Below are 24,004 nucleotides of genomic sequence, written 5' to 3'. Positions count from 1 at the left end.
CCAGTACCCCACATCGCGCATTCACCACGCCCCTGGCCGATCATGGGACGGAGGTGACCCGATGACTGAAGTGCTCCTGCTCCTCGTGGCGGTGCTGCTCTCGCTGGCCTGCGGAATCTTCGTGGCGGCGGAGTTCTCGCTCACGACCGTCGAGCGCAGCGACCTGGAGCGCGCCGTCGAACGCGGCGAGCGCGGCGCGGCCAGCGCCCTCAAGGCCGTCAAGAACCTCACCTTCGAGCTCTCGGGCGCGCAGCTCGGCATCACCGTGACCGGCCTGGTCGTCGGCATGCTCGCGAAACCGGCCATCGGCGACCTCATCGAGGGCCCGCTGAACGCCGTCGGCGTCCCCGACTCGGCGTCCTCGACCGTCGCCCTCCTCCTCGGCACCGCACTGTCGACCGTCTTCCTGATGGTCGTCGGCGAGCTGGTGCCGAAGAACTGGGCGATCTCGTCGCCGCTGCCCATCGCCAAGCGGGTGGCGACGCCCCAGCGCGTGTTCAGCGCCGCGTTCCGCCCCTTCATCCGCCACCTCAACAACACCGCGAACCGCGCGGTACGCCGCTTCGGCCTGGAGCCCACCGAGGAGCTGGCCTCCGCGCGCGGCCCCAAGGAGCTGCTCGCCCTGGCCCGGCACTCCGCGAAGGAGGGCGCCCTGGAGGCGGAGACGGCCGAGCGGTTCATGCGCACGCTGAACCTGGCCGACCTCACCGCGGAGAACGTGATGACGCCGCGCGTCCAGGTCGTCGCCCTGGACGTGGCCGCCACCTGCGAGGACGTCGCCAACGCCACCCGCGCGACGGGCCTGTCCCGGTTCCCGGTCTACCGCGGCAACCTCGACTCGGTCGTCGGCGTCGTGCACATCAAGAACGTCCTGGCCGTGCCCGCCGAGCTGCGGGCGCGCCGCCCCGTGAGCGAGCTGATGCGCGAGCCGCTGCTCGTACCGGAGTCGCTGACCGTGGACCGGCTCCTGGACCGGCTCTCGGGCCGGCGCACCATGGCCGTGGTCATCGACGAGTACGGCGGCACGGCCGGGGTCGCGACCCTGGAGGACATCGTCGAGGAAGTCGTCGGCGAGGTGCACGACGAGCACGACCCGCACGAGACGCCCGACCTGGCCCCGGCCGGGACCGACGAGGACGGCCGGGTGCTGTACTCGGCCGACGGCGCGGCCCGCACCGACCAGCTCGCCCGCGTGGGCCTGCGGGTGCCGGACGGCCCCTACGAGACGCTCGCCGGCCTGATCGCCACCGAGCTGGGCCGCATTCCCGCCGTGGGCGACGGCGTCGAGGTCGCCGGCTGGCACCTGGACGTCGTGGACGCCGCGGGCCGCCGCGCCGCCCGCGTGCTGCTGCACGCCCCCGCCAGGACCGCCACCGACGAACCGGAGGAGGACGACCGATGACCGTCATCCAGTTGCTGATCGGCCTCGCGACGCTCGTCGTCAACGCCTTCTTCGTGGGCGCCGAGTTCGCCCTGATCTCCGTGCGCCGCAGCCAGATCGAGCCGTATGCGGAGGACGGCGACCGGCGCGCCAAGAGCGTGATGTGGGGCCTCAAGCACGTGTCCGCGCTGATGGCGGCCGCGCAGCTCGGCATCACGCTGTGCACCCTGGTGCTCGGCGTGGTCGCCGAGCCCGCGATCGCACACCTCCTGGAGCCGCTGTTCGACGCGGTGGGCGTGCCGCACGGCCTGGTCCACCCGATCTCGTTCGTCATCGCCCTGGCCGTGGCGACGTATCTGCACATGCTGCTCGGCGAGATGATCCCCAAGAACATCGCGCTCGCCGAGCCGGTGCGCAGCGCCCTGCTGCTCGGGCCGCCCCTGGTGGCCTGCGCCCGGGCCGTGCGCCCGGTGGTGTTCACGATCAACGCGTTCGCCAACGCGATCCTGAAGCTGCTGCGGGTCGAGACGAAGGACGAGGTCGCGGCGACGTTCTCGGACGCCGAGCTGGCCCGCCTCGTGCAGGACTCCAGCGACGCGGGTCTGATCGACGACCGCGCGCAGGAGCGTCTGCACGACGCCCTGGAGCTGGGCCGCCGCGCGGTGCGGGACGTGGTGCTTCCGCTGGAGCGCGTGGTCTACGCGCGCGTGGGCGTCACGCCCGAACAGCTGGAGCAGCTGTCGTCGCGGACCGGCTTCTCGCGCTTCCCCGTCGTCGACGAGGGGCGGCGCATCGTCGGCTACCTCCATGTGAAGGACGCTCTCGACCTGTCCCCGCGCGACCTGCCGTTCCGGGTGACGGACATGCGGTCCATCGCCCGGGTGCGGGAGACCACGTCGCTCAACGACGTCCTGACGGCCATGCGGGGCAGCCGCACCCATGTGGCGGCCGTGCTCGGCGAGGACGGCAGGCTGGCGGGGATGGTCACCATGGAGGACGTGCTGCGGGAGCTGTTCGGCCAGCCCGCGTGACTCCTGGGGGAGGCGCCACCTGCGGCGCCTCCCTCCACAGCGCGGCCCGTCAGAGGACGGGCTGGTGCCCCCGGCCCTCGGGGACCTCGGTGAGGCCGGGGCCGGGCGGGCCGATCTTCGCGGAGCCGAGCGCGGTCAGGACGGCGAGCAGCGCGGCCATCCCCGCCGTGCCGAGCGCCGCGCCCCACGCCACGTCCAGGAGGTTCGTCGCCCCCGCGACGAGAACGGCGGCGAGTGCCTGGGCGAAGGTGCGCACGGCACGCTCGGCGGTGGCTTTCCAGAAGGCAGCGGTCCACATGACGGACCCCTCTCCGGTCGTGAGGAGCCGTTCTGTGAGTCCTCAACTACCGCTATGTTCGCGGTGGTCGGGGAGGCGCGTCGAGGGTGGGGGCGACTCGGACACGAGGTGCGGGACGGCTCGCACACGAGCTGCGGGGCGGCTCGGATCCGGGGGTGCCTCCGCGTGTACGGGCAGTGCGGCCCGCAAGCGCGTCAGGAACGCGCGGGCCGCGGGTCCCGCCGGGCCGTCCGTGCGCCAGGCCAGGCCGATCCGCCCGCGCGGGCAGGGCTCCTCGAACCCGATCACCCGCAGGCCCCGCGCCGCGGCGATCCGCGCGCCCGGCGCCGGGAAGACGGCCGCGCCGAGGCCGCGTGCCGCGAGCTGGACCAGCAACTGCGGCGAGGCCGCCTCGAAGGCGACCTGCGGCGTGAACCCCGCCCGCGTACAGGCGCGTTCGAGCACGGCGCGAAGGCCCGTGCCGCGCGGGAGGCTGATCAGGGGGCGGTCGGCGAGGGCCGTCAGGGGGACGACCCCGTCGGGTGTGCCCACATCGCCGCTGCCCCTACCCTCACCCTCACCCCTGCTCCTGCTCCCGCCACCGCCGTCCGGCGGCGGCACGGCCCGCGCCACCAGCGGGTCGTCCGGTGCCACAAGCGCCGCCAGGGGTTCGTCGACCACGACCTGCCAACTGACGCCCTGCGGCGGGGTGTCGTCGGCGAGACCGGCCAGGGCGATGTCGAGCCGGCCCTCGCGCACGGCGGCCAGCATCCGGTCCGAGGTGTCCTCGGTCAGCGCCATCTCGACGTGCGGGTGCGCGTCGTGGAAGTCGGCGAGGACCGACGCGACGTCGTACTCGTGCGTGGCGGCGCCCGACACGAGGCCGATGGTGACGCGCCCCCGCAGCAGCCCGGTGAACTCGTCGGCGGTCTGCCGGATCCCGTCGACGGCGGCCAGCGCCGCCCGCGCGTACGGCAGGACGGCCGCGCCCGCCTCCGTCACGGTCACCGACCGGCCCGAGCGGTCCAGGAGCCGCTGCCCCAACTCCCGTTCCAGCTGCCGGATCTGGGCGCTCACCCCCGGCTGCGCCACGTGCAGCGCGGCGGCCGCACGCGTGAAGTTGGCCTCCTCCACGACCGTGAGGAAGTACCGGAGCTGGCGAAGTTCCATAACGCGGAATGCTAGCCACGAGACGTACTGGCTCTTGGACTTATGACGGCAACGAGCCGATCTTGGCTTCATGGGGAACTCACAGGGGAACTCACCAGGGCATTCACAGGGACATGCGCAGGGACGTGCGCAGGGGCACTCGCAGAGGAACTCGTCGCCCGCACCGGACACCTCCACCCGCCGCATCCGCACCGCCATCGCCGCCGAACGCCGTGACCTGGCCGACCTGCTCGACGACCTGGCACCCGCGCAGTGGGACGCGCCGTCGCTGTGCGCGGGCTGGCGCGTGCGCGAGGTCGCCGCCCACATGTCGCTCGGCTTCCGCTACCCCCTCCCCCGCGTCCTGTGGGAGTTGCTCAGGGCGGGCGGAAGCCTGCACCGCATGACGGACCGCCGGGCCCGCGCCGACGCGGCGGCGTTCTCCGCGCGCGACCTCGCCGCCTTCCTGCGGGACCACGCGGACCACCCGTGGACCCCGCCGGTCGGCGGCTTCGCGAGCGCGCTCGGCCACGACGTCGTCCACGGGCTCGACATCACCGTGCCGCTCGGCCTCACCCGTCGCGTACCGGAGGACCGGCTCCGCATCCTCCTGGACCACGTCACACCGAAGTCCGCGAAGTTCTTCGGTGCCGACCTCACCGGCCTGGAGCTGCGGGCCGACGACACCGACTGGTCCTTCGGGTCGGGGTCGCCGCTGTCCGGTGCCGCGCAGGACCTGCTGCTCGTGGCATTCGGGCGGCGGGTGCCCGCGGGGCGGCTGCGGGGCGAGCAGGCGGAACGCTTCACCGTGGCCGGGCAGGCGCACTGACCGAGGGCTCGGGTGGGGCCCGCGCGGACGTGGGTGCCCCGGGATACCATCGCATCGCCATGCAGATCAATCCGCGCTACACGAGCCTCGTCGCCGTCGGCGACTCCTTCACCGAGGGCATGTCCGACCTGCTGCCCGACGGCAGCTACCGCGGCTGGGCCGACGTACTGGCCGAGCGGCTCGCGACCCGCACCCCGGGCTTCCGGTACGCCAACCTCGCGGTGCGCGGCAAGCTCATCGGGCAGATCGCCACGGACCAGGCGCCGATGGCGGCCGCGCTGGGCGCCGACGTGATCACCCTGGTCGGCGGTCTCAACGACACGCTGCGGCCCAAGTGCGACATGGGGCGGGTGCGCGGCCTCCTGGAGCAGGCCGTGGAGACCCTCGCTCCGGCGTGCAAGCAGCTGGTCCTGATGCGCAGCCCCGGCCGCCAGGGCCCGGTCCTCGAACGGTTCCGCCCGCGGATGGAGGAGCTGTTCGCCCATGTCGACGACCTCGCGGCACGGCACGGGGCGCTCGTGGTGGACCTGTACGGCTCCCGGACGCTCGGCGACCAGCGCATGTGGGACGTGGACCGGCTGCACCTGACGGCCGAAGGGCACCGCCGGGTCGCCGAGGCGGTCTGGCAGGCGCTCGGGCACGGGCAGGAGGACGACTGGGACAGCCCGCTGCCGCCGGCCGTCCTCGCGGCCTGGGCGACCCGCCGCGTCGACGACGTCCGCTTCGCCCGGCAGTACCTCGGCCCGTGGATCGGCCGCCGCCTCACCGGCCGCTCGTCCGGCGACGGCCGCTCGGGCGCCCAGGTGGACCCGGTGACGGGACGCGCGTTCTGGGTGACGCCCCACGACTCGGCGGCGCCGGGACCCGTACAGACGTGGCGGCGCGTGGAGCCGGACGCGGGCTGACCGCGCCCGGCACGGGAAGCCGGACGCGGCCTGCCGCCTCTCCCAGGCCCCGCTCACTCCTTCTCCCGCCAAGCCCCGCTCACTCGTTCTCCCGCGCCACCACCGTCTCGACCTCGTCCTTCAGCTCCGCCAGCCAGTCGATGAGGGACTGGGCGAGGAGCGCCCGCATCCCGTCGGGGTCGGCGTCGACCGGCGCGCCGGTCCAGTACTCCTCAGTGACCACCGACGTGCCGCCGTCGGCGGTCGGCGTGAACGTCCAGCGGTGCATGCCGTCGATGCCGGAGGTGGGGCCGCCCCAGGTGATCGAGCGGTACTCGTCGACGGCGGCGACCGTGGACGTGATGTCCAGGCCGTGCGTGAGCCACCTGAAGGACATGCCGACCTCCAACTCGCCCGAGGTCTCGGCCCGTTCGATGGCGCTGTGCCACAGGGGCCAGGCGGCGATGTCGGTGTGCAGCCGCCAGACGGTCTCGACGGGCGCGGCGACGGTGATCTCGTGACGGGTGCTGATCATGCCGCACCGCCTGCGGCGGAGAGGGCGTCGGCGTCCACGTCTACGTCCGCGTCCGCGTCCGCGATCCAGGAACCGTGGATTCCGCTCGGCACCCGGCGCGGCAGCTCGACGACGGCGAGCGGCCCGGTGCCGGGGGCGGAGGCGTCGATGACGAGCAGCTGCGAGGCGTCCTCGACGAGGTCGCTGACCACGGTGAGCAGATAGCCCTCGTCCTCGCCGGTGGCGCCCTCGGCCGGTACGAACACGGCCTCGCCGGGCATCCGGCCGCGGCCCATGGGGACCAGCTCCCGACTGCCCGCGGTGAGGTCGTGTTTGACGATCGCGTACTCGTCGAGGTCCGGTCCCGGGAACGCCACGGCGTAGCTGTAGCGGTGGAAGCGGCCCGTCAAGTCCTCGTTGACGGTGGGGAATTCGGTGATGAGGTCGTCCACGGGCTCCTCGACGGCCTTGCCCGTGGCCGGGTCGAGTATCCACCGGTGGCCGACCGCGCCGACCATGGGCTGCGGCGCGTGGCCCGGCGCGCCGATCCAGAACTTCCAGGTCTGCTCCCACGCGCCGCGGTCGTAGCGCGGCCCGGTCAGGACGACACGGCCGCGCTCGTCCTCGTACGCGTTCGCGACGTGCAGGAGCACGCCGGGCTCCACCTCGAACCAGCGCACCGTCGCGGGTCCGGTGCGCGGCATCACACCGATGCGCGGCGTGTACGTGTCGCTCCAGCGGTACGGGATGCCGGAGTGCTCCTCGGCGTTGAAGACGACGGGCAGGTCCAGCCACACCACGTACCGCTCGGTGATCCCGAAGTCGTGCATCAGGGACGGCCCCGCGCCCTCGACGACCTCGCTGCGCACGATCTCGCCCTTGGCGTCGGCCACGTAGTACGTCAGGTGTGGCGGGAACGGCCCGTACCCGAAGAAGTGCAGTTCGCCGGTCGCGGGGTCGGTCTTCGGGTGCGCCGTCATCGCCGTCTTCAGGCGGCCGCCGAAGTCGTGGGCTCCGACGGTGTCCAGCTCGGGCGTCAGCTCGTAGGGGAGGTTGGCCTCCTGGAGGGCGAGGATGCGGCCGGCGTGCTCGATGACGTGGGTGGCGGCGTCGCTGGCGCGGAGGTTCGGGACGCCGTCGGCGCCCAGGTAGGGCACGCCGTCGAGGGCCGGGGTGTGCACCCATCGATTGCGGTACCACTCGGCGCGGCCGTCGCGCAGCCGGACTCCGTGGATCATTCCGCTGCCCTTGAACCAGTGGGTGGGGGTGATGCCGGGCTTGGGGTTGTGGCCGTTGCGGAAGTAGCGGCCGTTCAGCTCGGGCGGGAGGGTGCCGTGCACGGTCAGGCCGTGTGCGGTGGTCTCGTCGGTGACGGGGGTGTAGTGGCCGGTGAGGTAGGGCTTCTTGGTCATGACGGGTTCCTCCTGGTGCGGTCGGTGGAGCCGGTGAGGGTGGTCAGTGCCGCGGCTGTGGTGAGCAGGGCGATGAGGGCCGTGGTGGCGAACGCGGTGCGGTGGTCCCCCGCCGTGGGGGCGAGGGCGGTCAGCAGGGCGAGGCCGAGGGCGCCGCCGATCTGCCGGGTGGTGTTGACGAGGCCGCCCGCGAGCCCGGAGTCGGCGGCCGGTACCCCGTCGGTGGCCAGCGTGGTGAGCCGGACGAACGCGACGCCGAGGCCCGCGCCGACCAGGACCGAGGGGCCGAGCAGGTCGACGGCGAAGGTGCCGTCGGTCCTGGCCAGGGCGAGCAGGGCGAGGCCGAGGGTGAGGGCGGCGAGGGCGGCGCCGAGGCCCGCGCGGTGGGGCAGGCGAGGGGCGAGGGTGGACGCGACGACGACGGTCAGCGCGAGCGGGAGCTGGGTGAGGCCCGCCGCGAGGGCGCTGTATCCGAGCACTTGTTGCTGGTACAGCGGCAGGAAGTAGAAGAGTCCGACCCAGACGGCGCCGAGCAGCGTCATGGCGAGGTTGGCCGCCGCCACCCGTCCGGTACGGAGCAGGCGTGGCGGTACGAGCGGGGCCGTGGTCCGGCGCTGGCGGTCGGCGAACAGGGCCAGGAGCGCGAGGCCCGCCGCGGCGGCGAGCGGCTGTTCGGCGGTGAGGGCGTAGACGAGCGCCGTCAGGCCGGCGGTCGAGGTGATCGCGCCGACGAGGTCGAGGCCGCCGCCCGTCGGCCGGTCGGCGGGGACCAGCAGGAGGGTCGCTCCGAGCGAGGTGACGGCGATCGGCACGACGACGAGGAACACGGCCCGCCAGCCGTACCACTCGGTGAGTACGCCGCCCAGGATCACCCCGGCCGCGCCGCCCGCCCCGGACACCGCACCCCACACGCCGAGCGCCGCTCCGCGCGTCAGGCCGCCACCCTGGGGTTTCGCGCCCGGCGGGAAGATCAGCAGGACCAGCGCGAGCGCGGCGGGCGCGAGGAGCGCGGCGCCGACGCCCTGGGCCGCGCGGGCGGCGATCAGCGCGGTGGCGTTCGGCGCGAGCCCGGCGGCGAGCGAGGCGAGCGCGAACACGGTCGTCCCCGCCACGAACATCCGCCGCCGCCCGAAGAGATCCGCGAACCGGCCACCGGGCAGCAACAGCGCTCCGAACGCGAGCACATAGGCATTGACCACCCACGACAGCACCCCGGACGACAACCCGAGCCCTCCGGAGACGGCGGGCAGCGCCACATTCACGATGGACGTACTGAGCACGACGACGAACTGCGCCGTCGCGAGCGCCACCAGAGCGGGGCCCTGCTCCACCCCGGACGCCCGGGCCGGCCGGGGCACCCGCCCCACCCCTCCTGTCCGCCACTGTCCCCTCACGATCACACCCCCAATTCCCTGGTCCCTGATCTCTGGTCCCTGATCCCTGACCCGACTCCGAGGAAAGAGTGGTTAATCACTCACACCTCACCCCGAAAGAAGGGCCACGCATGCGTGGCCTTCCATTCCGCTACGGCGGCTCAGTAATGCCTGATGCCCGCCAGGAGCGTCCTCGTCCACGGCGCGTCCACTTCCAGCGCCCCGATCGAGACCGCCACATTGCACAGGAATCCCCTGGCGAAGAACTCCTGCACCTCGTCGTCCCGCGCACCGGACGCGGACCGCACATACTCCACAAGGCGTGCGTACATCCCCTGCACCGCCTCCCTGATCTCCGGCTCACTGACCGCACAGTTGGCGTGCATCAGCACTTTCAGCAGGTCCTCGCGGTCCGCGATCAGGCGGGCGTACTCATCCCCCATCGCATACAGCACCTCCGCCGGATCCGCGCTCCCCACCTTCGCGACCGACTCGCCGAGCCGCTCACGGATCAGCCGCGAGACGTCCTCGACCACGGCCACGAACAGCGCCTGCTTGTCGGGGAACAGCCGGTACAGATACGACTGCGAGATCCCGGCACCCTTGGCGACCTCCGTCGTGGACGTCCCGTAGTACCCGCGCCCCGCGAACACCTTCGCCGCGGTGGCCAGCACCTCACCTCTGCGCGCCTCCGCCGTGGACAGTTGCCGCGCCTTCGTCGTACCCATGTGAGTAATAGACCACTCACACCAGCGCCTCGTCAACCCTCTCCTCGCCCACGGCACCCAGAGCACACCCGGACCACGCCCCAACCGCCCCCGGGCCGCGCCCGGCCAGCTCCTCCCTCTCGACCTCGCCCCCACCCGCTCCTTGTAGCTTCCGACGACGACAGCCATGGCGCTGGCCTGCAGAAACCGCCAGCTAGAATGGCCGACTGTGACTGCCGCGCCTGCAAAGCCCCGTATCCCGAACGTCCTCGCCGGGCGTTACGCCTCCACCGAGCTCGCCCTGCTCTGGTCGCCCGAGCAGAAGGTGAAGCTGGAGCGCCGCCTCTGGCTCGCCGTCCTGCGTGCGCAGAAGGACCTCGGCATCGACGTGCCGGACGCCGCGATCGGGGACTACGAGCGCGTGCTCGACCAGGTCGACCTTGCCTCCATCGCCGAGCGCGAGAAGGTCACGCGCCACGATGTGAAGGCCCGCATCGAGGAGTTCAACGCCCTCGCCGGTCACGAGCACGTCCACAAGGGCATGACCTCGCGCGACCTCACCGAGAACGTCGAGCAGCTGCAGATCCGGCTCTCTCTCGAGCTGGTCCGCTCCCGCACGGTCGCCGTCCTCGCCCGCCTCGGCCGCCTCTCCGGTGAGTACGCCGAGCTGGTCATGGCCGGCCGCTCCCACAACGTCGCCGCCCAGGCCACCACCCTCGGCAAGCGCTTCGCCACCGCCGCCGACGAACTGCTCGTCGCCCACCGCCGCCTGGACGACCTCCTCGGCCGCTACCCGCTGCGCGGCATCAAGGGCCCCGTCGGCACCGCCCAGGACATGCTCGACCTGCTCGGCGGCGACGCCGAGAAGCTCACCGAGCTGGAAGGCCGCATCGCCACCCACCTCGGCTTCGACCGCGCCTTCACCTCCGTCGGCCAGGTCTACCCCCGCTCTCTCGACTACGAGGTCGTGACGGCGCTCGTCCAGCTCGCCGCCGCCCCGTCCTCCCTGGCGAAGACCATCCGCCTGATGGCCGGGCACGAGCTGGTCACCGAGGGCTTCAAGCCCGGCCAGGTCGGCTCGTCCGCGATGCCGCACAAGATGAACACCCGCTCCTGCGAGCGCATCAACGGCCTCACCGTCATCCTGCGCGGCTACGCCTCCATGACCGCCGAGCTGGCCGGCGACCAGTGGAACGAGGGCGACGTCTCCTGCTCCGTCGTGCGCCGCGTGGCCCTGCCCGACGCGTTCTTCGCGCTGGACGGCCTCCTGGAGACCTTCCTGACGGTCCTCGACGAGTTCGGCGCGTTCCCCGCCGTCGTCGCCCGGGAACTGGACCGCTACCTGCCGTTCCTCGCCACGACCAAGGTGCTCATGGCGTCGGTGCGGGCCGGTGTCGGCCGCGAGGAGGCCCACGAGGCCATCAAGGAGAACGCCGTCGCCTCCGCGCTCGCCATGCGTGAGCAGGGCGCCGAGCGCAACGAACTCCTGGACAAGCTCGCCGCGGACTCCCGTATCCCGCTGGACCGCGCCCAGCTGGACGAGCTGATGGCCGACAAGCTCTCGTTCACGGGCGCCGCCAGCGACCAGGTCGCCGCGGTCATCGCCCAGATCGAGGCAGTCGTCAAGGAGCACCCCGAGGCTGCGGCCTACACGCCAGGCTCGATTCTCTGAGGCATTCCCAGCTCCGAGGCTTTCCCCGCTCTCGGAGCCTTGCTCGCGCGGGCCGTGGCTCGCGCACCCGGTGGGGCTAGCTCCTCGCCCGGTGCGCGCCGCGGCCCGCCTTGCGTATGCGGACCACCACGAACGCGATCACGGCCAGGGCGACCACGCCGAGGACGCCCTTCGAGTACAGCCCGACGGCATCCGTGACCTCGTGCCAGCGGGAGCCGAGGCCGTAGCCCAGCAGGACGAACACGCTGTTCCACAGCAGGCTGCCGAGCGTCGTCAGGCCCAGGAACAGGGGCAGCGGCATCCGTTCTATGCCTGCCGGTATCGAGATCATGCTGCGGAAGATCGGGATCATGCGGCCGAAGAACACGGCCTTCGTGCCGTGCCGCTCGAACCACGCCTCCGTCTTCTCTATGTCCGCCGTCTTCACCAGCGGCAGGCGCGCCGCGATGGCGACGGTGCGGTCACGGCCGAGCAGCGCGCCCACCCAGTACAGCGCGAGCGCCCCGACGACGGAGCCGACCGTGGTCCACAGCAGCGCCGCGAGCAGGCTGAACTTGCCCTGGCTCGCCGCGAAGCCGGCGAGCGGCAGGATCACCTCGCTGGGCAGCGGCGGGAACAGGTTCTCCAGCGCGATCGCCACACCGGCACCGATCGCGCCGAGGGAGTCCATGAGGTCGGCTGCCCAGCCCGCTATACCGCCCGCGGGGGCGTCGGCGGGCGCGGCCGCGTATAGAGCGGAGCGGACGGGCCGAGCGGGCCCGGACGTGGCCGAGGACACGGTCACAGTCGCGGATGAGACCGTGGCCGAGGCCGCTGCCGCGGCGGATTCGTACGCGGCGCTGAGGGTGTGTGAAGCAGTGAGGATCATGTCTTCGACGGTACGAAACCCGCAGGCCACGGCGGTATGGGGGCGGCCGCACAGTTGCGCTGCGGACCGCCGCAGACCCTCCCTGCGGACTGCCGCAGCCAGGTTTGCGGTTTTCCGCAGTCCGCTCGGCTCGCCGCTCGGCTAGCGTCATTGATCATGCGAAACTTTCTCGCCCGCCGACTACGCGTCGCCGCCGGGGTCCTGCTCGGATCCATCAGCGCCGTCGCCGAGTTGGCCATGACGCTCGCGTCCGGACTGTGGCTGCTCGTCACGCTCGGGCGGTCCGCCGACGACCGCCGCGGCGAGACACAGATACTCGCGGTCGCCCGCTGGTGGGCCGAGGTGCAGCGCCGCCGGATGGCCCGCTGGTACGACACCGGCACCGCGGACCTGGCCGCGCCGCTGACCGGCATGGCCGCCCTGTCCTATGTGGCCACGCGCTGGACGGTGGGACTCCTTGGCGGCGTGGTGCTGCTGGCCGCCGCGATCGGCGCCGGCTATGCGTCACTGCTGGTGTGGGGCTGGTTCCTGGTCGATCTCGACCAGTGGCCGCTGGTCATCGCGCCCGCCACGTTCGGCGGTCTCTTCCTGCTCTTCCTGTGCATACAGGGCGTGCACGCGGTGGCGCTGATGGACGAGCAGCTCATACGCCACTTCCTCGGCCCCAGCGACCGCCAGACCCTGGAGCGCCGCATCGGCGAGCTGGCGAAGAGCCGGGCGGGCGTCGTGGAGGCCGTCCACGACGAGCGGCGGCGCATCGAGCGGGACCTGCACGACGGCGTCCAGCAGCGCCTGGTCGCTCTCGGCATGCTGCTCGGCCGGGCCCGCCGCACCCCGGACCCGGAGAAGTCGTCGGAGCTGCTGCGCCAGGCCCACGAGGAGTCGCAGCAGGCGCTGGTGGAGCTCAGGGACGTGGCGTGGCGGGTGTATCCGGCGGCACTCGACGAGGGTGGTCTTGCCGCCGCGCTCGAAACGGTCGCCGAGCGGGCCGCGATACCCGTCCGGCTCTCCTGCGAGCTGCGGGACACCCCGCCGCCGACAGCCCACGCGGTCGCCTACTTCGTCGCCGCCGAAGCCGTGACGAACGCGGTCAAGCACTCCGGCGCCGGGCAGGTCACCGTGCGGGCCGACCGGGCCGATGAGCTGCTGCGACTGCGGGTCGAGGACGACGGCCGGGGCGGGGCCGACGCCTCCGGCAGTGGGCTGCTCGGCCTGAGCCGGAGGATCGCGGCGCTCGACGGTACGTTGTCGGTGGCCAGCCCGGCCGGAGGCCCGACCATCATCACAGCGGAGCTGCCATGCGCGTAATACTCGCCGACGACTCGACACTGCTGCGTGAGGGCCTGACCCGCCTGCTCGTCGAAGAGGGGCATGAGGTGACGGCGTCCGTGGGGGACGCGGAGGCCCTGCTCGAAGCGATAGCCGCCGATCCGCCGGACGCCGCCGTGGTGGACGTGCGGATGCCGCCGACGCACACCGACGAAGGACTCCGGGCCGCGCTGGAGATCCGCAAGAACTGGCCGGGCACAGGTGTCCTGGTGCTGTCGCAGTACGTCGAACGGCGTTACGCCACGGACCTGTTGACCACCGCGACGGAGGGGGTCGGATATCTGCTCAAGGACCGGGTCGTGCAGGTCGACGAGTTCCTGGACGCGCTCGACCGCGTGGGCTCGGGCCGGACGGCCTTCGACCCGGAGGTCGTACGCCAGTTGCTGACGTTCAGCCGCCAGGTGGACCCGTTGCAGCGGCTGACCGACCGGGAGCGGGAGGTCATCGCCATGATGGCGCAGGGGCATACGAACGCGGCCATCGCGGACCAGTTGCACGTCTCGCAGAGCGCCGTCGAGAAGTATGTGAACGCCATCTTCGACAAGTTGGAGCTGACCGACGTCACCGGCTACAGCCGCCGTGTGCTGGCGATCCTGCGCTTTCTCGGCACGTGACGCCGACGGGGCGGGTGCCTCGGCCACGGGGCAGATGCCTCGGCCGCGCCGCCGTCCGGCCTTGAGAGCGCAGGACCGCGCCTAGAGGCCGACGTCCCGGCTGCGGAAGTCCTCCAGGGACTCGCGGCGCACGAGGAGTCGGGCGTGGCCGTCGGCGACGGCGACCACCGGGGGCCGGCCGACGAGGTTGTAGCCGGAGGCCATCGACAGGTGGTAGGCGCCGGCGACGGGGACGGCGAGGAGGTCTCCGGGTCGGGTGTCGGCCGGGAGTTGGATGTCGGCGGCGAGTACGTCACCGGCCTCGCAGTGTCGGCCGACGACGGTCACGGGTGCGGGTGCGGCGGTGGAGCGGCGGCCGATGAGGCGCGGCAGATAGCGGACGCCGTACAGCGCGGGCCGAGGGTTGTCGCTCATGCCGCCGTCGACGGCGACGAAGGTGCGGTCGCTGGTGCGCTTGACCGAGAGGACTCGGTAGAGGGCGACGCCCGCGGGGCCCGCGATGGCGCGGCCTGGTTCGACGATCAGGCGGGGTACGGCGAGGCCGGCGGCGGCGCAGCTCTCGGTGAGTTCGGCGCGGATCTTGCGGGCGAGGGTGGTGATGTCGAGGGCGTCCTCGCCAGGGCGGTAGGCGATGCCGTGGCCGCCGCCGAGGTCGAGTTCGGGGAGCGTGAGGCCGTGGTGGTCCTTGATGCGGGCCATCAGGCCGACGAGGCGGCGTACGGCGCAGAGGAACGGCTTGTCGGAGGTGATCTGGGAGCCCAGATGGCAGTGCAGGCCGACCAGTTCGAGGCCGGGCTGGTCGAGGATGCGGGCGATGGCGTGCTGGGCGGAGCCGTCGGTGATGGACAGGCCGAACTTCTGGTCGTCCGTGCCCGTCTGGATCTTGCTGTGGCCGCCGGCGGCGATGCCGGGGACGACGCGGACCAGGACCTTCTGGCGGCTGCCGGGTGGTACGGCCGCGGCGAGGCGGGCGATTTCGGAGGCGCTGTCGATGACGATGCGTCCGACGCCGAGGCGCAGGGCGGCGCGCAGATCCTCGGGGCTCTTGGCGTTGCCGTGCAGGACGATGCGGGCGGCGGGGAAGCCGGTGGTGACGGCCAGTTCGAGTTCGCCGGCGGAACAGACGTCGAGGCCGAGGCCCTCCTCCTCGACCCAGTGCGCCATGGCGCGGCACAGGAACGCCTTGGCCGCGTACAGGACGTCGGTGTCGGGGAAGGCGTGGAGATAGGTGCGGCAGCGCTCGCGTACGTCGGCCTCGTCGAGGAGGTAGGCCGGGGTGCCGAAGCGGTCGGCGATCTCGGTGAGCGGTACGCCGCCGACGGCCAGGTCTCCGTGCGCGAGCCGCGTGGTGGAGAGCGGCCACACGGTCAGGTCGTCGGACGCGGCCAGGCGCGGCGCGTCGACGGCGACCGGGGGGTGGCCGGGTGTCGCGGGGATGTCCGCAAGGGTCATGGCTGGCTTCTCTTTTCGCCTCGTCGTCTTCACGTCGTCGTCTTCACGTCGCCCTCGTCGCGGGCGCCGGGTGCTCTCGGCGGGGGTGCGGGCCGTGCTCGGCGCGCGCGTCAGGTGGCTCACGTCCGTCAGGCTGTCGGCTCACGCCCTGTCGGGCTTTCCGCTCACGCCCGGCGGGGCGGCACCGTCGCACTCGGTCGAGTTGTTCGGTCGCGGGCGGCCGGGCTGCCCCGTCGCAACTGGTCGCACTCGGTCGAGTTGTCCGGTCGCGCCGGGCGGGGCGGCCCTGCCGCAGTTGGTCGCACTTGGTCGAGTTGTTCGGTGGCGCCCGCCGGGGCGGCCCTGTCGCAGCCGGTCGAGCTGTTCGGTCAAGCCCGGCGGGACTACCCCTTCGGTCAAGCCCGGCGGGACTACCCCTTCGGTCAAGCCCGGCGGGACTGCCCCTTCGGTCAAGCTCGGCGGGACTGTCCAGTCACACCTGGGTGGGAGTCTCCGGTCGCGCCTGGCGAGAGCCTCGGGTCGCACCCGGCGGGACTCTCTGGTCGCGCCCCGGAGAACTGCCCGGCGCCGAGAGCGAATCCGGCGCCTGAGGTGCGCTGCTCGTCGCGGCCCCTCGTCGCCCACTCGGGCTGCCAGATCGCGGGCGCCGCTCGGGCTTCCAGCTCCCGGGTGCCCAGTTCCCGGGCGTCCAGTTCGTGGGCACCCAGTCCGTAGGCACCCAAGTTCGTTGGCACCCGGTCCGTGCGCACCCAAGTCCGTGCGCACCCAGTTCCCACGCCCCCAGCTCCCACGCCCCCAGCTCCCGGCCCGCCGCCGCGTTCGTTCAGCCGATCCAGGCCGTCAGCGCACCCACGAGCGCCGCCGCTCCGGTGACGCGCAGCGCTCCGACGGCCTGGGGGTCCCAGTCCCGCCAGCGGGAGACACGCGCGGCGGTACCCGCGGAGGCGGCGACGGGCCGGGGCGCGGCGGGCGTGAGCCGGGGCGCGGACGAGGCGGATGGGCCGGACGGGGCGGGGGTGTGCCGGGGAGCCGGGGAGCCCGGGGTGTGGTCGGTGGTGGAGGTGCGGCCCCTGGGTGCCGAGCCGGGCGTGAGGCGGGGGTCGACGGTGACCCGGGGAACGCCGAGCGGTTCGGTGAGCGCGCGCAGGGCGGGTTCGGAGAGCCGGATCCAGGGCTGCCGGGCGCCGAGTTCGTCGGTGAGGCGTTGTGGTGTCGTGAAGGCGACGGCCGTGCGGCCGCCGACCGGGGTGCGGAACAGGCGGGCGACACAGCCCGCGGGTCCCGGCCGGACGGGAACGAACAGCGGTCCGGCCGGGCCGCGTTCGGAAGGCTCGGGGTCTTCTCCGCACACCAGCTGCTGCGTCATGGGATTCCTCCTTGAGGAGCCTCGGCAGGCCCTCGTAGGGTTGGGCGGTCGCCGTGGGCCCGGCGGTGAGCACCGGGCACACAGTGACGGTATGCCCGGCACGGGGTGTCAACCGACCGGAACTGACGAGCCGTTGACGGTGATTCCGCGCACGCTGACACTCTGCTGACGCGTGGCCCGGCTCGGAGACCCGGACGAGTGAGGACGTACGTGCGCATAGCGACGTGGAACGTATGGTGGCGATACGGACCCTGGGAGCAGCGGCGGATGGCGATTCTCGCGGTGCTGCGCGAGCTGCGGCCGGACGTCGTCGGCCTGCAGGAGGTCTGGGAGCGCGGCGGCGAGAACGTCGCCGGGTGGCTCGCGGACGAGCTGGGCCTGCACTGGACGTGGGAGCCGTCGCGGGCGCCCGGGCGGTGGCAGCGGCGGATCGGCGATCCGGACGTGGCCATCGGCAACGCGGTCCTCAGCAGGTGGCCCGTCCTGGACCGGGCCGTCGCGCAGCTGCCCGAGCCGGATGGGGAGGAGGACGACGGCCGTCTCGCGCTGTACGCGCGGCTCGCGGCGCCGGGTCAGGAGGTGCCGTTCTTCACCACACATCTGACGTCGGCGCCGAGCCAGTCGGCGACGCGGTGCGCGCAGGTGGCGCGGCTCGCCGGGTTCGTGGCCGAGCACCGGGGCGGCACCGCGTTCCCGCCCGTGATCACGGGCGACTTCAACGCCTGGCCGGACTCGGACGAGATCCGGCTCCTGGGCGGGTATCGCACGGCGCCCGCCGTGCCGGGGCAGTCGCTCCTGGACGCGTGGGAGTACGCCGAGCCGGGCGCGGCGGCCGCCACCTGGGACGCGGCGAACCCGTATGTGGCGCCCTCGTACAACCCGAGCGTCCGGATCGACTACATCCACGTCGGGCCACCGGGCCCCGAAGGCCTCGGCGCGGTGCGCTCGGTGCGGCGCGCGGGCGACGGCCCGGTCGAGGGTGTCTGGCCGTCCGACCACGCGGCGGTGGTGGCGGACCTGCGGGACAGCGGACCCTCGTCCGGCACCGCCTCATAGGCCCGACCGCAGCGGCGTCACCAGCCTCACCCCACGCGCCCGGGGCGGCCTCCCTACCCCTCGAACCGATACCCCATCCCCGGCGCGGTGATCAGATGCCGCGGATGCGCCGGGTCGGGCTCCAGCTTGCGGCGCAGCTGGGCCATGTAGACGCGCAGGTAGTTGGTCCGCGTGCTGTGCGAGGGACCCCACACCTCGCCGAGCAGCTGCTGCTGGCTGACCAGGCGGCCGCGGTGGCGCACCAGGACCTCCAGGAGGTGCCACTCGGTGGGGGTGAGGCGTACGGCGCGGCCGTCCCGTAAGGCCTTCTTGGCGAGCAGGTCCAGGGTGAAGCCCTCGGTCTCGACGAGGGCGGCGGCCTCACCGCGCTCCACGGAGCGGGTTCTGCGGGCGGCGGCTCGCAGCCGGGCGAGGAGTTCGTCCATGCTGAACGGTTTGGTGATGTAGTCGTCGGCGCCCGCGTCGAGCGCCGCGACCTTCTCGTCGGAGGCCTGGCGGGCGGACACGACGAGGATGGGCGCGCGGCTGAAGCCCCGCAACCAGCGCACCACGTCGATGCCGTCCATGTCGGGCAGCCCGAGATCAAGGAGGACCACGTCCGGCGGACGCGCCGCGGCCAGACGCTGGGCCGTGCCCCCGTCGACCGCCGCGTCCACCTCGTACTTGCGTGCCTTCAGATTGATCTCCAGAGCCCGTACGAGCTGTGGGTCGTCCTCGACCACCAGCACCCGGGTCATCGGTGTGCCGCCTCCTGAAAGTGCGTGCGGGCCGGGCCCACAAGATTGTGCGGTCCTCTGAAGCAAAGCGCCCACCAGCGGGTTCGCCGTCTCTCTTGACGTCTCTCATACGGCGTCCTGGACACCGTTGACGCCTCTCTTACGTTTTGGCCACGACTCGTTCACCGGGTCACCGCACACCGCGGGAGCTGATCATTCCGGTGCGCCGCGCCCCACCGGGTGCCGGGTGGCGCCGAGTTGGGCGAGGGCGCGGGTGCCGACCTTGTCGAGGCCGACGGCAGGACGACGGTGACCGCGTCCTCGGCTCCTTTGCGGGCGCCAAGGTGACGTCAAGATCACTCGGGCGACTGGACGACCGTCGGGCCGGGCAGTCGGGGACGTCCCGGCCCGCAGCCCCCCTCTGAGCCGCGGGTCGGGACGTCCCTCTGGACGGACGACCGGATCCCGATGTGTGGCGGGCACAGTCCGGGCCCCCGCATCTGGACTGTGCGTACGGCCGGCGGTGATCGTCACGCGACCTCCGGCCTCACATCGCGGACTCGTTCGTCCGTTCCCCCGTGGTGATCAGTCTTGGGTCCGCCGTGGCGCTTCCCGGTTTTGTTGACGCCCTCCTTATGCGTCACCAGGGCTTCTTGACGGAGGCTTGACGGATCGTCGGGAGGGCCTGTCAGGAGGACGTAAATTCCCTGCTGCGAAGGTGATTCGGTGAGGTTGGGACCGCTAGCTTCCTCTCCGCACGGCCGCGCTCCGTGGCCGCTCCCCCACCAGAAAGTCACCTTCACCGATGCTTCCCGCCGCCCCGCAGCAGGCTCCCCCGGCGCCCGAGAGCCAGTCGTCCGGGCGCAGTCCCGAGAGCCGTCACGGCCGCCGACGTGTCCGCCCCGGCGGCCTCGTCGATCCCGTGCAGGCCCTGAAGTCGTTCCCCGACGCGCTGCACAAGCTGCGCCCGCGGGCGCTGGTCAAGAACCCCGTGCTGTTCGTGGTGGGCTGCGGCGCGGTGATCACGACGGGGACCGCGGTGTTCGACCCGTCGGTGTTCTCGTGGATCATCAGCGTCTGGCTGTGGCTGACCCTCGTCTTCGCCAATCTCGCGGAGGCGGTGGCGGAGGGCCGGGGCAAGGCGCAGGCGCTCGCGCTGCGCAAGGCGCGCACGGACACGGTCGCCCTGCGGCTGCGGCACAACTGGCGGGTGGGCACGGACCTCCAGGGCGCGGAGACCGAGGCGGTGGCCGCGACCGAGCTGCGGCCCTTCGACTTCGTCCTGGTCGAGGCGGGCGAGCTGATCCCGGCCGACGGCGACGTGGTCGACGGGGTCGCGGCGGTCGACGAGTCCGCGGTCACGGGTGAGTCGGCGCCGGTCATCCGGGAGTCGGGCGGTGACCGCAGCGGTGTCACGGGCGGTACGACGGTGCTGTCCGACCGGATCGTCGTGCGGGTGACGTCGCGCGCCGGGCACTCCTTCCTGGACCGGATGATCTCCCTCGTCGAGGGCGCGTCCCGGCAGAAGACGCCGAACGAGATAGCCCTCAACATCCTGCTCGCGGCGCTCACCATCGTGTTCGTGCTGGTCGTCGTGAGCCTGCAGTCGATGGCTTCGTACGCGGACGCCGCGCAGCCCACGACCGTGCTCGTCGCACTCCTCGTGACGCTGATCCCGACGACGATCGGCGCGCTGCTGTCCGCGATCGGCATCGCGGGCATGGACCGGCTCGTGCAGCGCAACGTGCTCGCCATGTCCGGCCGCGCCGTCGAGGCCGCGGGCGACGTGAACACCCTCCTCCTCGACAAGACCGGCACCATCACCCTCGGCAACCGCGAGGCGGACGCCTTCATGCCGCTGCCCGGCATCGACGAACTGCACTTGGCGGACGCCGCCCAGCTGTCCTCGCTGGCCGACGAGACACCCGAGGGCCGCTCGATCGTCGTGCACGCCAAGAAGAAGTACGGCCTGCGCGCGCCGGCGCAGGGCGAGTTGGCCAACGCGCGGTTCGTGGAGTTCACCGCGCAGACCCGGATGAGCGGCATCGACCTGCGCTGGGACAACGGCGCCGCCTGCACCATCCGCAAGGGCGCCGCCGCCCAGGTCATCACCTGGGTGGAGCTGCGCGGCGGCCAGGTCCCGCCGCAGGCACGGATGTTCGCCGACTCCGTGGCCGCGGCCGGCGGGACTCCGCTGCTCGTCGCGGTGCACGACTGGGACGGGCCGCGGGTGCTCGGCCTGGTCCAGCTCAGGGACGTGGTGAAGGACGGCATCCGGGAGCGGTTCGCGGAGCTGCGCCGCATGGGCATCCGCACTGTCATGATCACCGGCGACAACGCGCTCACGGCCCGCGCCATCGCCCGGGAGGCAGGTGTGGACGACTTCCTCGCGGAGGCCACGCCCGAGGACAAGCTCGCCCTGATCAAGCAGGAGCAGGAGGGCGGCAAGCTGGTCGCGATGACGGGCGACGGCACCAACGACGCACCCGCGCTCGCGCAGGCCGACGTCGGCGTGGCCATGAACACCGGCACCTCGGCCGCCAAGGAGGCCGGGAACATGGTGGACCTGGACTCCAACCCGACCAAGCTCATCGAGATCGTGGAGATCGGCAAGCAACTCCTCATCACCCGGGGCGCCCTGACCACGTTCTCGATCACCAACGACGTCGCGAAGTACTTCGCGATCATCCCGGCGATGTTCGCGGGGGCCTATCCGGGCCTGGAGTCCCTGAACATCATGGGCCTGCACAGCCCGAAGTCGGCGATCACCTCGGCGATCATCTTCAACGCCCTCATCATCGTCGCGCTCATCCCCCTCGCCCTGCGCGGCGTGCGCTACACGCCCGCGTCGGCGCACGATCTGCTGCGGCGCAACCTGGCGGTGTACGGACTCGGCGGGCTCGTGCTGCCCTTCCTCGGCATCAAGCTGATCGACCTGGTGGTGTCGACGATCCCGGGCCTCAGCTGACGCACACCTGAGACCCGCACCCCGAGGCCCGTGCTCAGAGACGCGCGCCCTGGTGGGAGACCTCGCATCAGGGCCCCGTCAAAGCCCGTGAGCAGCGCTTGAAGCGCAGCTCACGGGCCCGTTAGATGGTCGACGTGAACAGCTTCGTGCGCCATGACGACCGGCCGCCTCATACGGCGGTGCCGGTCTCGCGCCCTGTTCACAGCACGGTGCGCTGACGCCGCACCGCACCCTCCTCCGCCGTGACCGGCGCTCCTGACGAGCGCGCACGGCCTTTTCGTATCGCATGCCGCAAGCCCCCGTCGGGGCTGCCCCGGCATGCCTCCACCACAGGATCAGACATGTCTTCTGCCTCTCTGTCCGGGCGCACCGCTCTGTCCGGGCGCACCGCGCTCGTCACCGGAGCCACCTCCGGCATCGGCTACGAGACCGCGCGCCTCCTCGCCGAGCGCGGCGTCACCGTGCTCGTGCACGGACGCACCGCCGACGAGGCCCAGGCCGCCGTCGACAAGCTCATCGCCATGGCCGGCGTCGACGCCTCGAAGCTGCGTGCCCTGGGCGCCGACTTCACCCATCTGGAGGAAGTCGAGCGGCTCGCCGAGCGTGTCGTCGCCGAGCACCCGCACCTGGACGTCCTGGTGAACAACGCGGGCATGGCCGCGCCGGAGCGCCACACCATCACGGCCGACGGCAACGAGATCGCCTTCCAGGTGAACTTCCTCGCCCACTTCCTCCTCACGGGCCTCCTCGAACCGTCCCTCACCAGCGAGCCCGGCGGCCGCGTCGTCAACGTCTCGTCGTCGCTGCACCGCACCGCGTCCATCCAGTGGAGCGACCCGAACCGCGCCCGCCGCTACTCCCGCCTGGCCGCCTACGCCCAGTCGCAGCTCGCCCTCACCGTCTTCGCCGCCGACCCGCGCGTGACCGCCGTGTCCGTGCACCCCGGCGTGTGCGACACCGCGCTGTTGTCGCTGTACGCCCACGAGGGCACGTCGGCCGCCGAGGGCGCCGGGCACGTGGTGCGCCTGTGCGACCCGGCCACCGAGATCGTCAACGGCGCGTACTACGACCGTTCCGAGCGGGTCGAGCCGGCCGCGGCCGCCCTGGAGGACCGCACCGTCAAGCGTCTCAACAAGCTCGCCGCCCTGCTGGTCGGCCACGGTTCTTGAAGGAGTCGAACGCCTGGATGTCCAAGCGCGCACGCAAGAAGAAGGCCCGCCGCAAGAAGAAGGCCAACCACGGCAGCAAGGCGGGGAGCTAGCCTGCCGCCACCTGGTCAGCGGTGCGGTCCTCCCCCCACCCGGAGGACGGGCACCGCTGACCTCGTGTCGGCCCCGCACCGGCACACCCTCGAACGCCCGCACCGCCATCCTCGAACGCCCGCCCCGCCACCCCGGAGGACCGTCCCGTGATCCCGCTCCCGCGGCACCGACTTCCCGCCCTCGCCGACTGGTTCGCCGCCGGGGCGCCCGGAACGGCCGCGCTGCCCGAGCACGTCCGCACGCACGGCACCGGCCAGTGGTGGGCCGACGACGCCGACGCGCCGCGCGCCCTCGCGGTGTCCTGCGCCGGACACGTCCTGCTCGGCGGCGACCCGCGCGCGGTGTCCCCGGACGGCCTCGCGCGGTTCACCTCCAGCCACGTCGTGGCCTCGGCGCGGTTCCTGCCCGTGCTCGGCGCCGCCTTCGACCGCCTCGTGCCCGACGAACGCATGGTGTACGTCCACCGGGAGCCCGTCGCCACGCCCCGGCCGCCGCGCGGGGTGCGGGTGCGCCGGGTGACGGGAGACGACGCGCTCGCGGCGCTGTGGCCGGACTCCGACTGGATCCACGCCAGTTGGGGAACTCCCGCGGCGCTCGCCGCGTCCGGGCACGCCGTCGCCGCCTTCGACCGGGGCGGGCGGGTCCTCGCCGTCGCGTGCTCCTACTTCGCGGGCGACGCGTACGAGGACGTGGCCGTGGCCACCGCGCCGGAGCACCGCCGCAAGGGCCTCGCGCACGCCTGCGTCGCCGCCCTCACGGCGGACGTCTCGGCCCGCGGCCGCACCGCGAGCTGGTCCTGCGCACGCGACAACCGCCCCAGCCGCCTGCTCGCCTGGACGGCCGGATTCCGCTTGCACCGCGAGTACACCCACTACGTCACCGGCGGCGCCCGGCGCGGCGTCGGCGCCGCCGTCCGTGCTGATGTCCGCGAAAGCGCCGTACAGGGGTCGGCCCCGGCCCAGGCCACACCGCGAATGCCGACGAAAACCCCTGCTTGAGGGCGTGCGGCGGACAGATACGACCCCTATGAAACCCCTATATATTACCTGCGGGTAATAACTTGCGGGCCGTCCGAGTTCAAGACCGACGGGGAGAGTGCAAGGTCACAGCGGTGCCCCGGCACCGGGCCCTGATTGAGCCCTAG

22 protein-coding genes are annotated in these 24,004 nt (G+C 72.5%); 12 read left to right on the top strand and 10 right to left on the bottom strand.

Annotated elements, in window-relative coordinates:
• The first annotated feature begins 61 nt into the window (after window positions 1-61).
• Together AB6L24_RS14330 and AB6L24_RS14325 are read left to right on the top strand one after the other, a co-directional pair.
• Window positions 62-1,402, top strand: a complete 1,341-nt coding sequence (locus tag AB6L24_RS14330; RefSeq protein ID WP_405655533.1) for a hemolysin family protein — start codon at window positions 62-64, stop codon at window positions 1,400-1,402.
• Complete coding sequence (locus AB6L24_RS14325; protein WP_405655531.1) at window positions 1,399-2,412, top strand: hemolysin family protein; 1,014 nt, start codon at window positions 1,399-1,401, stop codon at window positions 2,410-2,412. Before AB6L24_RS14330 ends, AB6L24_RS14325 begins: the two co-directional genes overlap by 4 nt.
• Window positions 2,413-2,461: 49 nt before the next feature.
• Here AB6L24_RS14325 and AB6L24_RS14320 read toward each other — a convergent pair whose 3' ends face one another.
• Together AB6L24_RS14320 and AB6L24_RS14315 are read right to left on the bottom strand one after the other, a co-directional pair.
• On the bottom strand, window positions 2,462-2,710 hold the full coding sequence (locus tag AB6L24_RS14320; RefSeq protein WP_405655529.1) for a holin: 249 nt from the start codon (window positions 2,708-2,710) through the stop codon (window positions 2,462-2,464).
• A 42-nt stretch (window positions 2,711-2,752) separates the two neighbouring features.
• The gene (locus AB6L24_RS14315; RefSeq protein WP_405655527.1) at window positions 2,753-3,859 is read right to left on the bottom strand and encodes a LysR family transcriptional regulator; all 1,107 of its coding nucleotides are present in this window, start codon (window positions 3,857-3,859) and stop codon (window positions 2,753-2,755) included.
• Window positions 3,860-3,929: 70 nt separating this feature from the next.
• On the opposite strand from AB6L24_RS14315, the gene AB6L24_RS14310 reads away from it, so the two are divergent.
• Both AB6L24_RS14310 and AB6L24_RS14305 read left to right on the top strand, forming a co-directional pair.
• Window positions 3,930-4,667 carry a maleylpyruvate isomerase family mycothiol-dependent enzyme gene (locus tag AB6L24_RS14310; protein WP_405655525.1) on the top strand — a complete coding sequence of 246 codons (738 nt, stop codon included), beginning with the start codon at window positions 3,930-3,932 and terminating at the stop codon, window positions 4,665-4,667.
• Window positions 4,668-4,726: 59 nt separating this feature from the next.
• Entirely contained in the window at window positions 4,727-5,572 is an 846-nt protein-coding gene (locus tag AB6L24_RS14305; RefSeq protein ID WP_405655523.1) for an SGNH/GDSL hydrolase family protein, read from the top strand.
• Window positions 5,573-5,651: 79 nt separating this feature from the next.
• On the opposite strand, the gene AB6L24_RS14300 is transcribed toward AB6L24_RS14305, so the two are convergent.
• From AB6L24_RS14300 to AB6L24_RS14285, 4 genes are all read right to left on the bottom strand, one after another.
• Entirely contained in the window at window positions 5,652-6,086 is a 435-nt protein-coding gene (locus AB6L24_RS14300; protein WP_405655521.1) for an SRPBCC family protein, read from the bottom strand.
• On the bottom strand, window positions 6,083-7,477 hold the full coding sequence (locus AB6L24_RS14295; protein WP_405655519.1) for a carotenoid oxygenase family protein: 1,395 nt from the start codon (window positions 7,475-7,477) through the stop codon (window positions 6,083-6,085). The genes AB6L24_RS14300 and AB6L24_RS14295 overlap by 4 nt, the downstream gene beginning before the upstream one ends.
• Window positions 7,474-8,835, bottom strand: coding sequence for an MFS transporter (locus tag AB6L24_RS14290; RefSeq protein WP_405655517.1), 1,362 nt, complete (start codon window positions 8,833-8,835; stop codon window positions 7,474-7,476). Before AB6L24_RS14290 ends, AB6L24_RS14295 begins: the two co-directional genes overlap by 4 nt.
• Window positions 8,836-9,011: 176 nt before the next feature.
• On the bottom strand, window positions 9,012-9,578 hold the full coding sequence (locus tag AB6L24_RS14285) for a TetR/AcrR family transcriptional regulator (protein WP_380858397.1): 567 nt from the start codon (window positions 9,576-9,578) through the stop codon (window positions 9,012-9,014).
• A gap of 208 nt (window positions 9,579-9,786) precedes the next feature.
• Here AB6L24_RS14285 and purB point away from each other — a divergent pair, with 208 nt between their 5' ends.
• Complete coding sequence (purB, locus tag AB6L24_RS14280) at window positions 9,787-11,229, top strand: adenylosuccinate lyase (RefSeq protein WP_405655515.1); 1,443 nt, start codon at window positions 9,787-9,789, stop codon at window positions 11,227-11,229.
• A 76-nt stretch (window positions 11,230-11,305) separates the two neighbouring features.
• Here purB and AB6L24_RS14275 read toward each other — a convergent pair whose 3' ends face one another.
• Window positions 11,306-11,899 carry a DedA family protein gene (locus AB6L24_RS14275; RefSeq protein WP_405655513.1) on the bottom strand — a complete coding sequence of 198 codons (594 nt, stop codon included), beginning with the start codon at window positions 11,897-11,899 and terminating at the stop codon, window positions 11,306-11,308.
• A 354-nt stretch (window positions 11,900-12,253) separates the two neighbouring features.
• Here AB6L24_RS14275 and AB6L24_RS14270 point away from each other — a divergent pair, with 354 nt between their 5' ends.
• Together AB6L24_RS14270 and AB6L24_RS14265 are read left to right on the top strand one after the other, a co-directional pair.
• The gene (locus tag AB6L24_RS14270; RefSeq protein ID WP_405655511.1) at window positions 12,254-13,405 is read left to right on the top strand and encodes a sensor histidine kinase; all 1,152 of its coding nucleotides are present in this window, start codon (window positions 12,254-12,256) and stop codon (window positions 13,403-13,405) included.
• The gene (locus tag AB6L24_RS14265; protein ID WP_405655509.1) at window positions 13,396-14,040 is read left to right on the top strand and encodes a response regulator; all 645 of its coding nucleotides are present in this window, start codon (window positions 13,396-13,398) and stop codon (window positions 14,038-14,040) included. The genes AB6L24_RS14270 and AB6L24_RS14265 overlap by 10 nt, the downstream gene beginning before the upstream one ends.
• Window positions 14,041-14,121: 81 nt before the next feature.
• Here the strand turns inward: AB6L24_RS14265 and lysA are convergent, their stop codons facing one another.
• Together lysA and AB6L24_RS14255 are read right to left on the bottom strand one after the other, a co-directional pair.
• On the bottom strand, window positions 14,122-15,492 hold the full coding sequence (gene lysA / locus AB6L24_RS14260) for a diaminopimelate decarboxylase (protein WP_405655507.1): 1,371 nt from the start codon (window positions 15,490-15,492) through the stop codon (window positions 14,122-14,124).
• Between the two features lie 823 nt (window positions 15,493-16,315).
• Complete coding sequence (locus tag AB6L24_RS14255; protein WP_405655505.1) at window positions 16,316-16,858, bottom strand: SAV_915 family protein; 543 nt, start codon at window positions 16,856-16,858, stop codon at window positions 16,316-16,318.
• A 267-nt stretch (window positions 16,859-17,125) separates the two neighbouring features.
• Between AB6L24_RS14255 and AB6L24_RS14250 the strand changes: the two genes are divergently transcribed.
• Window positions 17,126-17,914, top strand: a complete 789-nt coding sequence (locus AB6L24_RS14250) for an endonuclease/exonuclease/phosphatase family protein (protein ID WP_405655503.1) — start codon at window positions 17,126-17,128, stop codon at window positions 17,912-17,914.
• Window positions 17,915-17,967: 53 nt separating this feature from the next.
• On the opposite strand, the gene AB6L24_RS14245 is transcribed toward AB6L24_RS14250, so the two are convergent.
• A complete protein-coding gene (locus AB6L24_RS14245; protein WP_087883164.1) occupies window positions 17,968-18,651 on the bottom strand; it encodes a response regulator in 684 nt (227 codons plus the stop codon).
• Window positions 18,652-19,435: 784 nt separating this feature from the next.
• Here AB6L24_RS14245 and kdpB point away from each other — a divergent pair.
• The 4 genes from kdpB to AB6L24_RS14225 all read left to right on the top strand — a co-directional run bounded on the left by kdpB (window position 19,436) and on the right by AB6L24_RS14225 (window position 23,858).
• Window positions 19,436-21,598, top strand: coding sequence for a potassium-transporting ATPase subunit KdpB (gene kdpB / locus AB6L24_RS14240; protein WP_405655500.1), 2,163 nt, complete (start codon window positions 19,436-19,438; stop codon window positions 21,596-21,598).
• Between the two features lie 341 nt (window positions 21,599-21,939).
• Complete coding sequence (locus AB6L24_RS14235) at window positions 21,940-22,767, top strand: SDR family NAD(P)-dependent oxidoreductase (RefSeq protein WP_405655498.1); 828 nt, start codon at window positions 21,940-21,942, stop codon at window positions 22,765-22,767.
• The gene (locus tag AB6L24_RS14230; protein ID WP_405655496.1) at window positions 22,764-22,859 is read left to right on the top strand and encodes a 50S ribosomal protein bL37; all 96 of its coding nucleotides are present in this window, start codon (window positions 22,764-22,766) and stop codon (window positions 22,857-22,859) included. The genes AB6L24_RS14235 and AB6L24_RS14230 overlap by 4 nt, the downstream gene beginning before the upstream one ends.
• Window positions 22,860-23,006: 147 nt before the next feature.
• Complete coding sequence (locus AB6L24_RS14225) at window positions 23,007-23,858, top strand: GNAT family N-acetyltransferase (RefSeq protein WP_405655495.1); 852 nt, start codon at window positions 23,007-23,009, stop codon at window positions 23,856-23,858.
• The last annotated feature ends 146 nt before the right edge of the window (window positions 23,859-24,004 follow it).

This window comes from Streptomyces sp. RK9, from assembly GCF_045070545.1.
Taxonomy (GTDB): domain Bacteria; phylum Actinomycetota; class Actinomycetes; order Streptomycetales; family Streptomycetaceae; genus Streptomyces; species Streptomyces alboflavus.
Note: the sequence above shows the minus strand (reverse complement) of the source record. Positions and strands in the feature narration are given on the sequence as shown.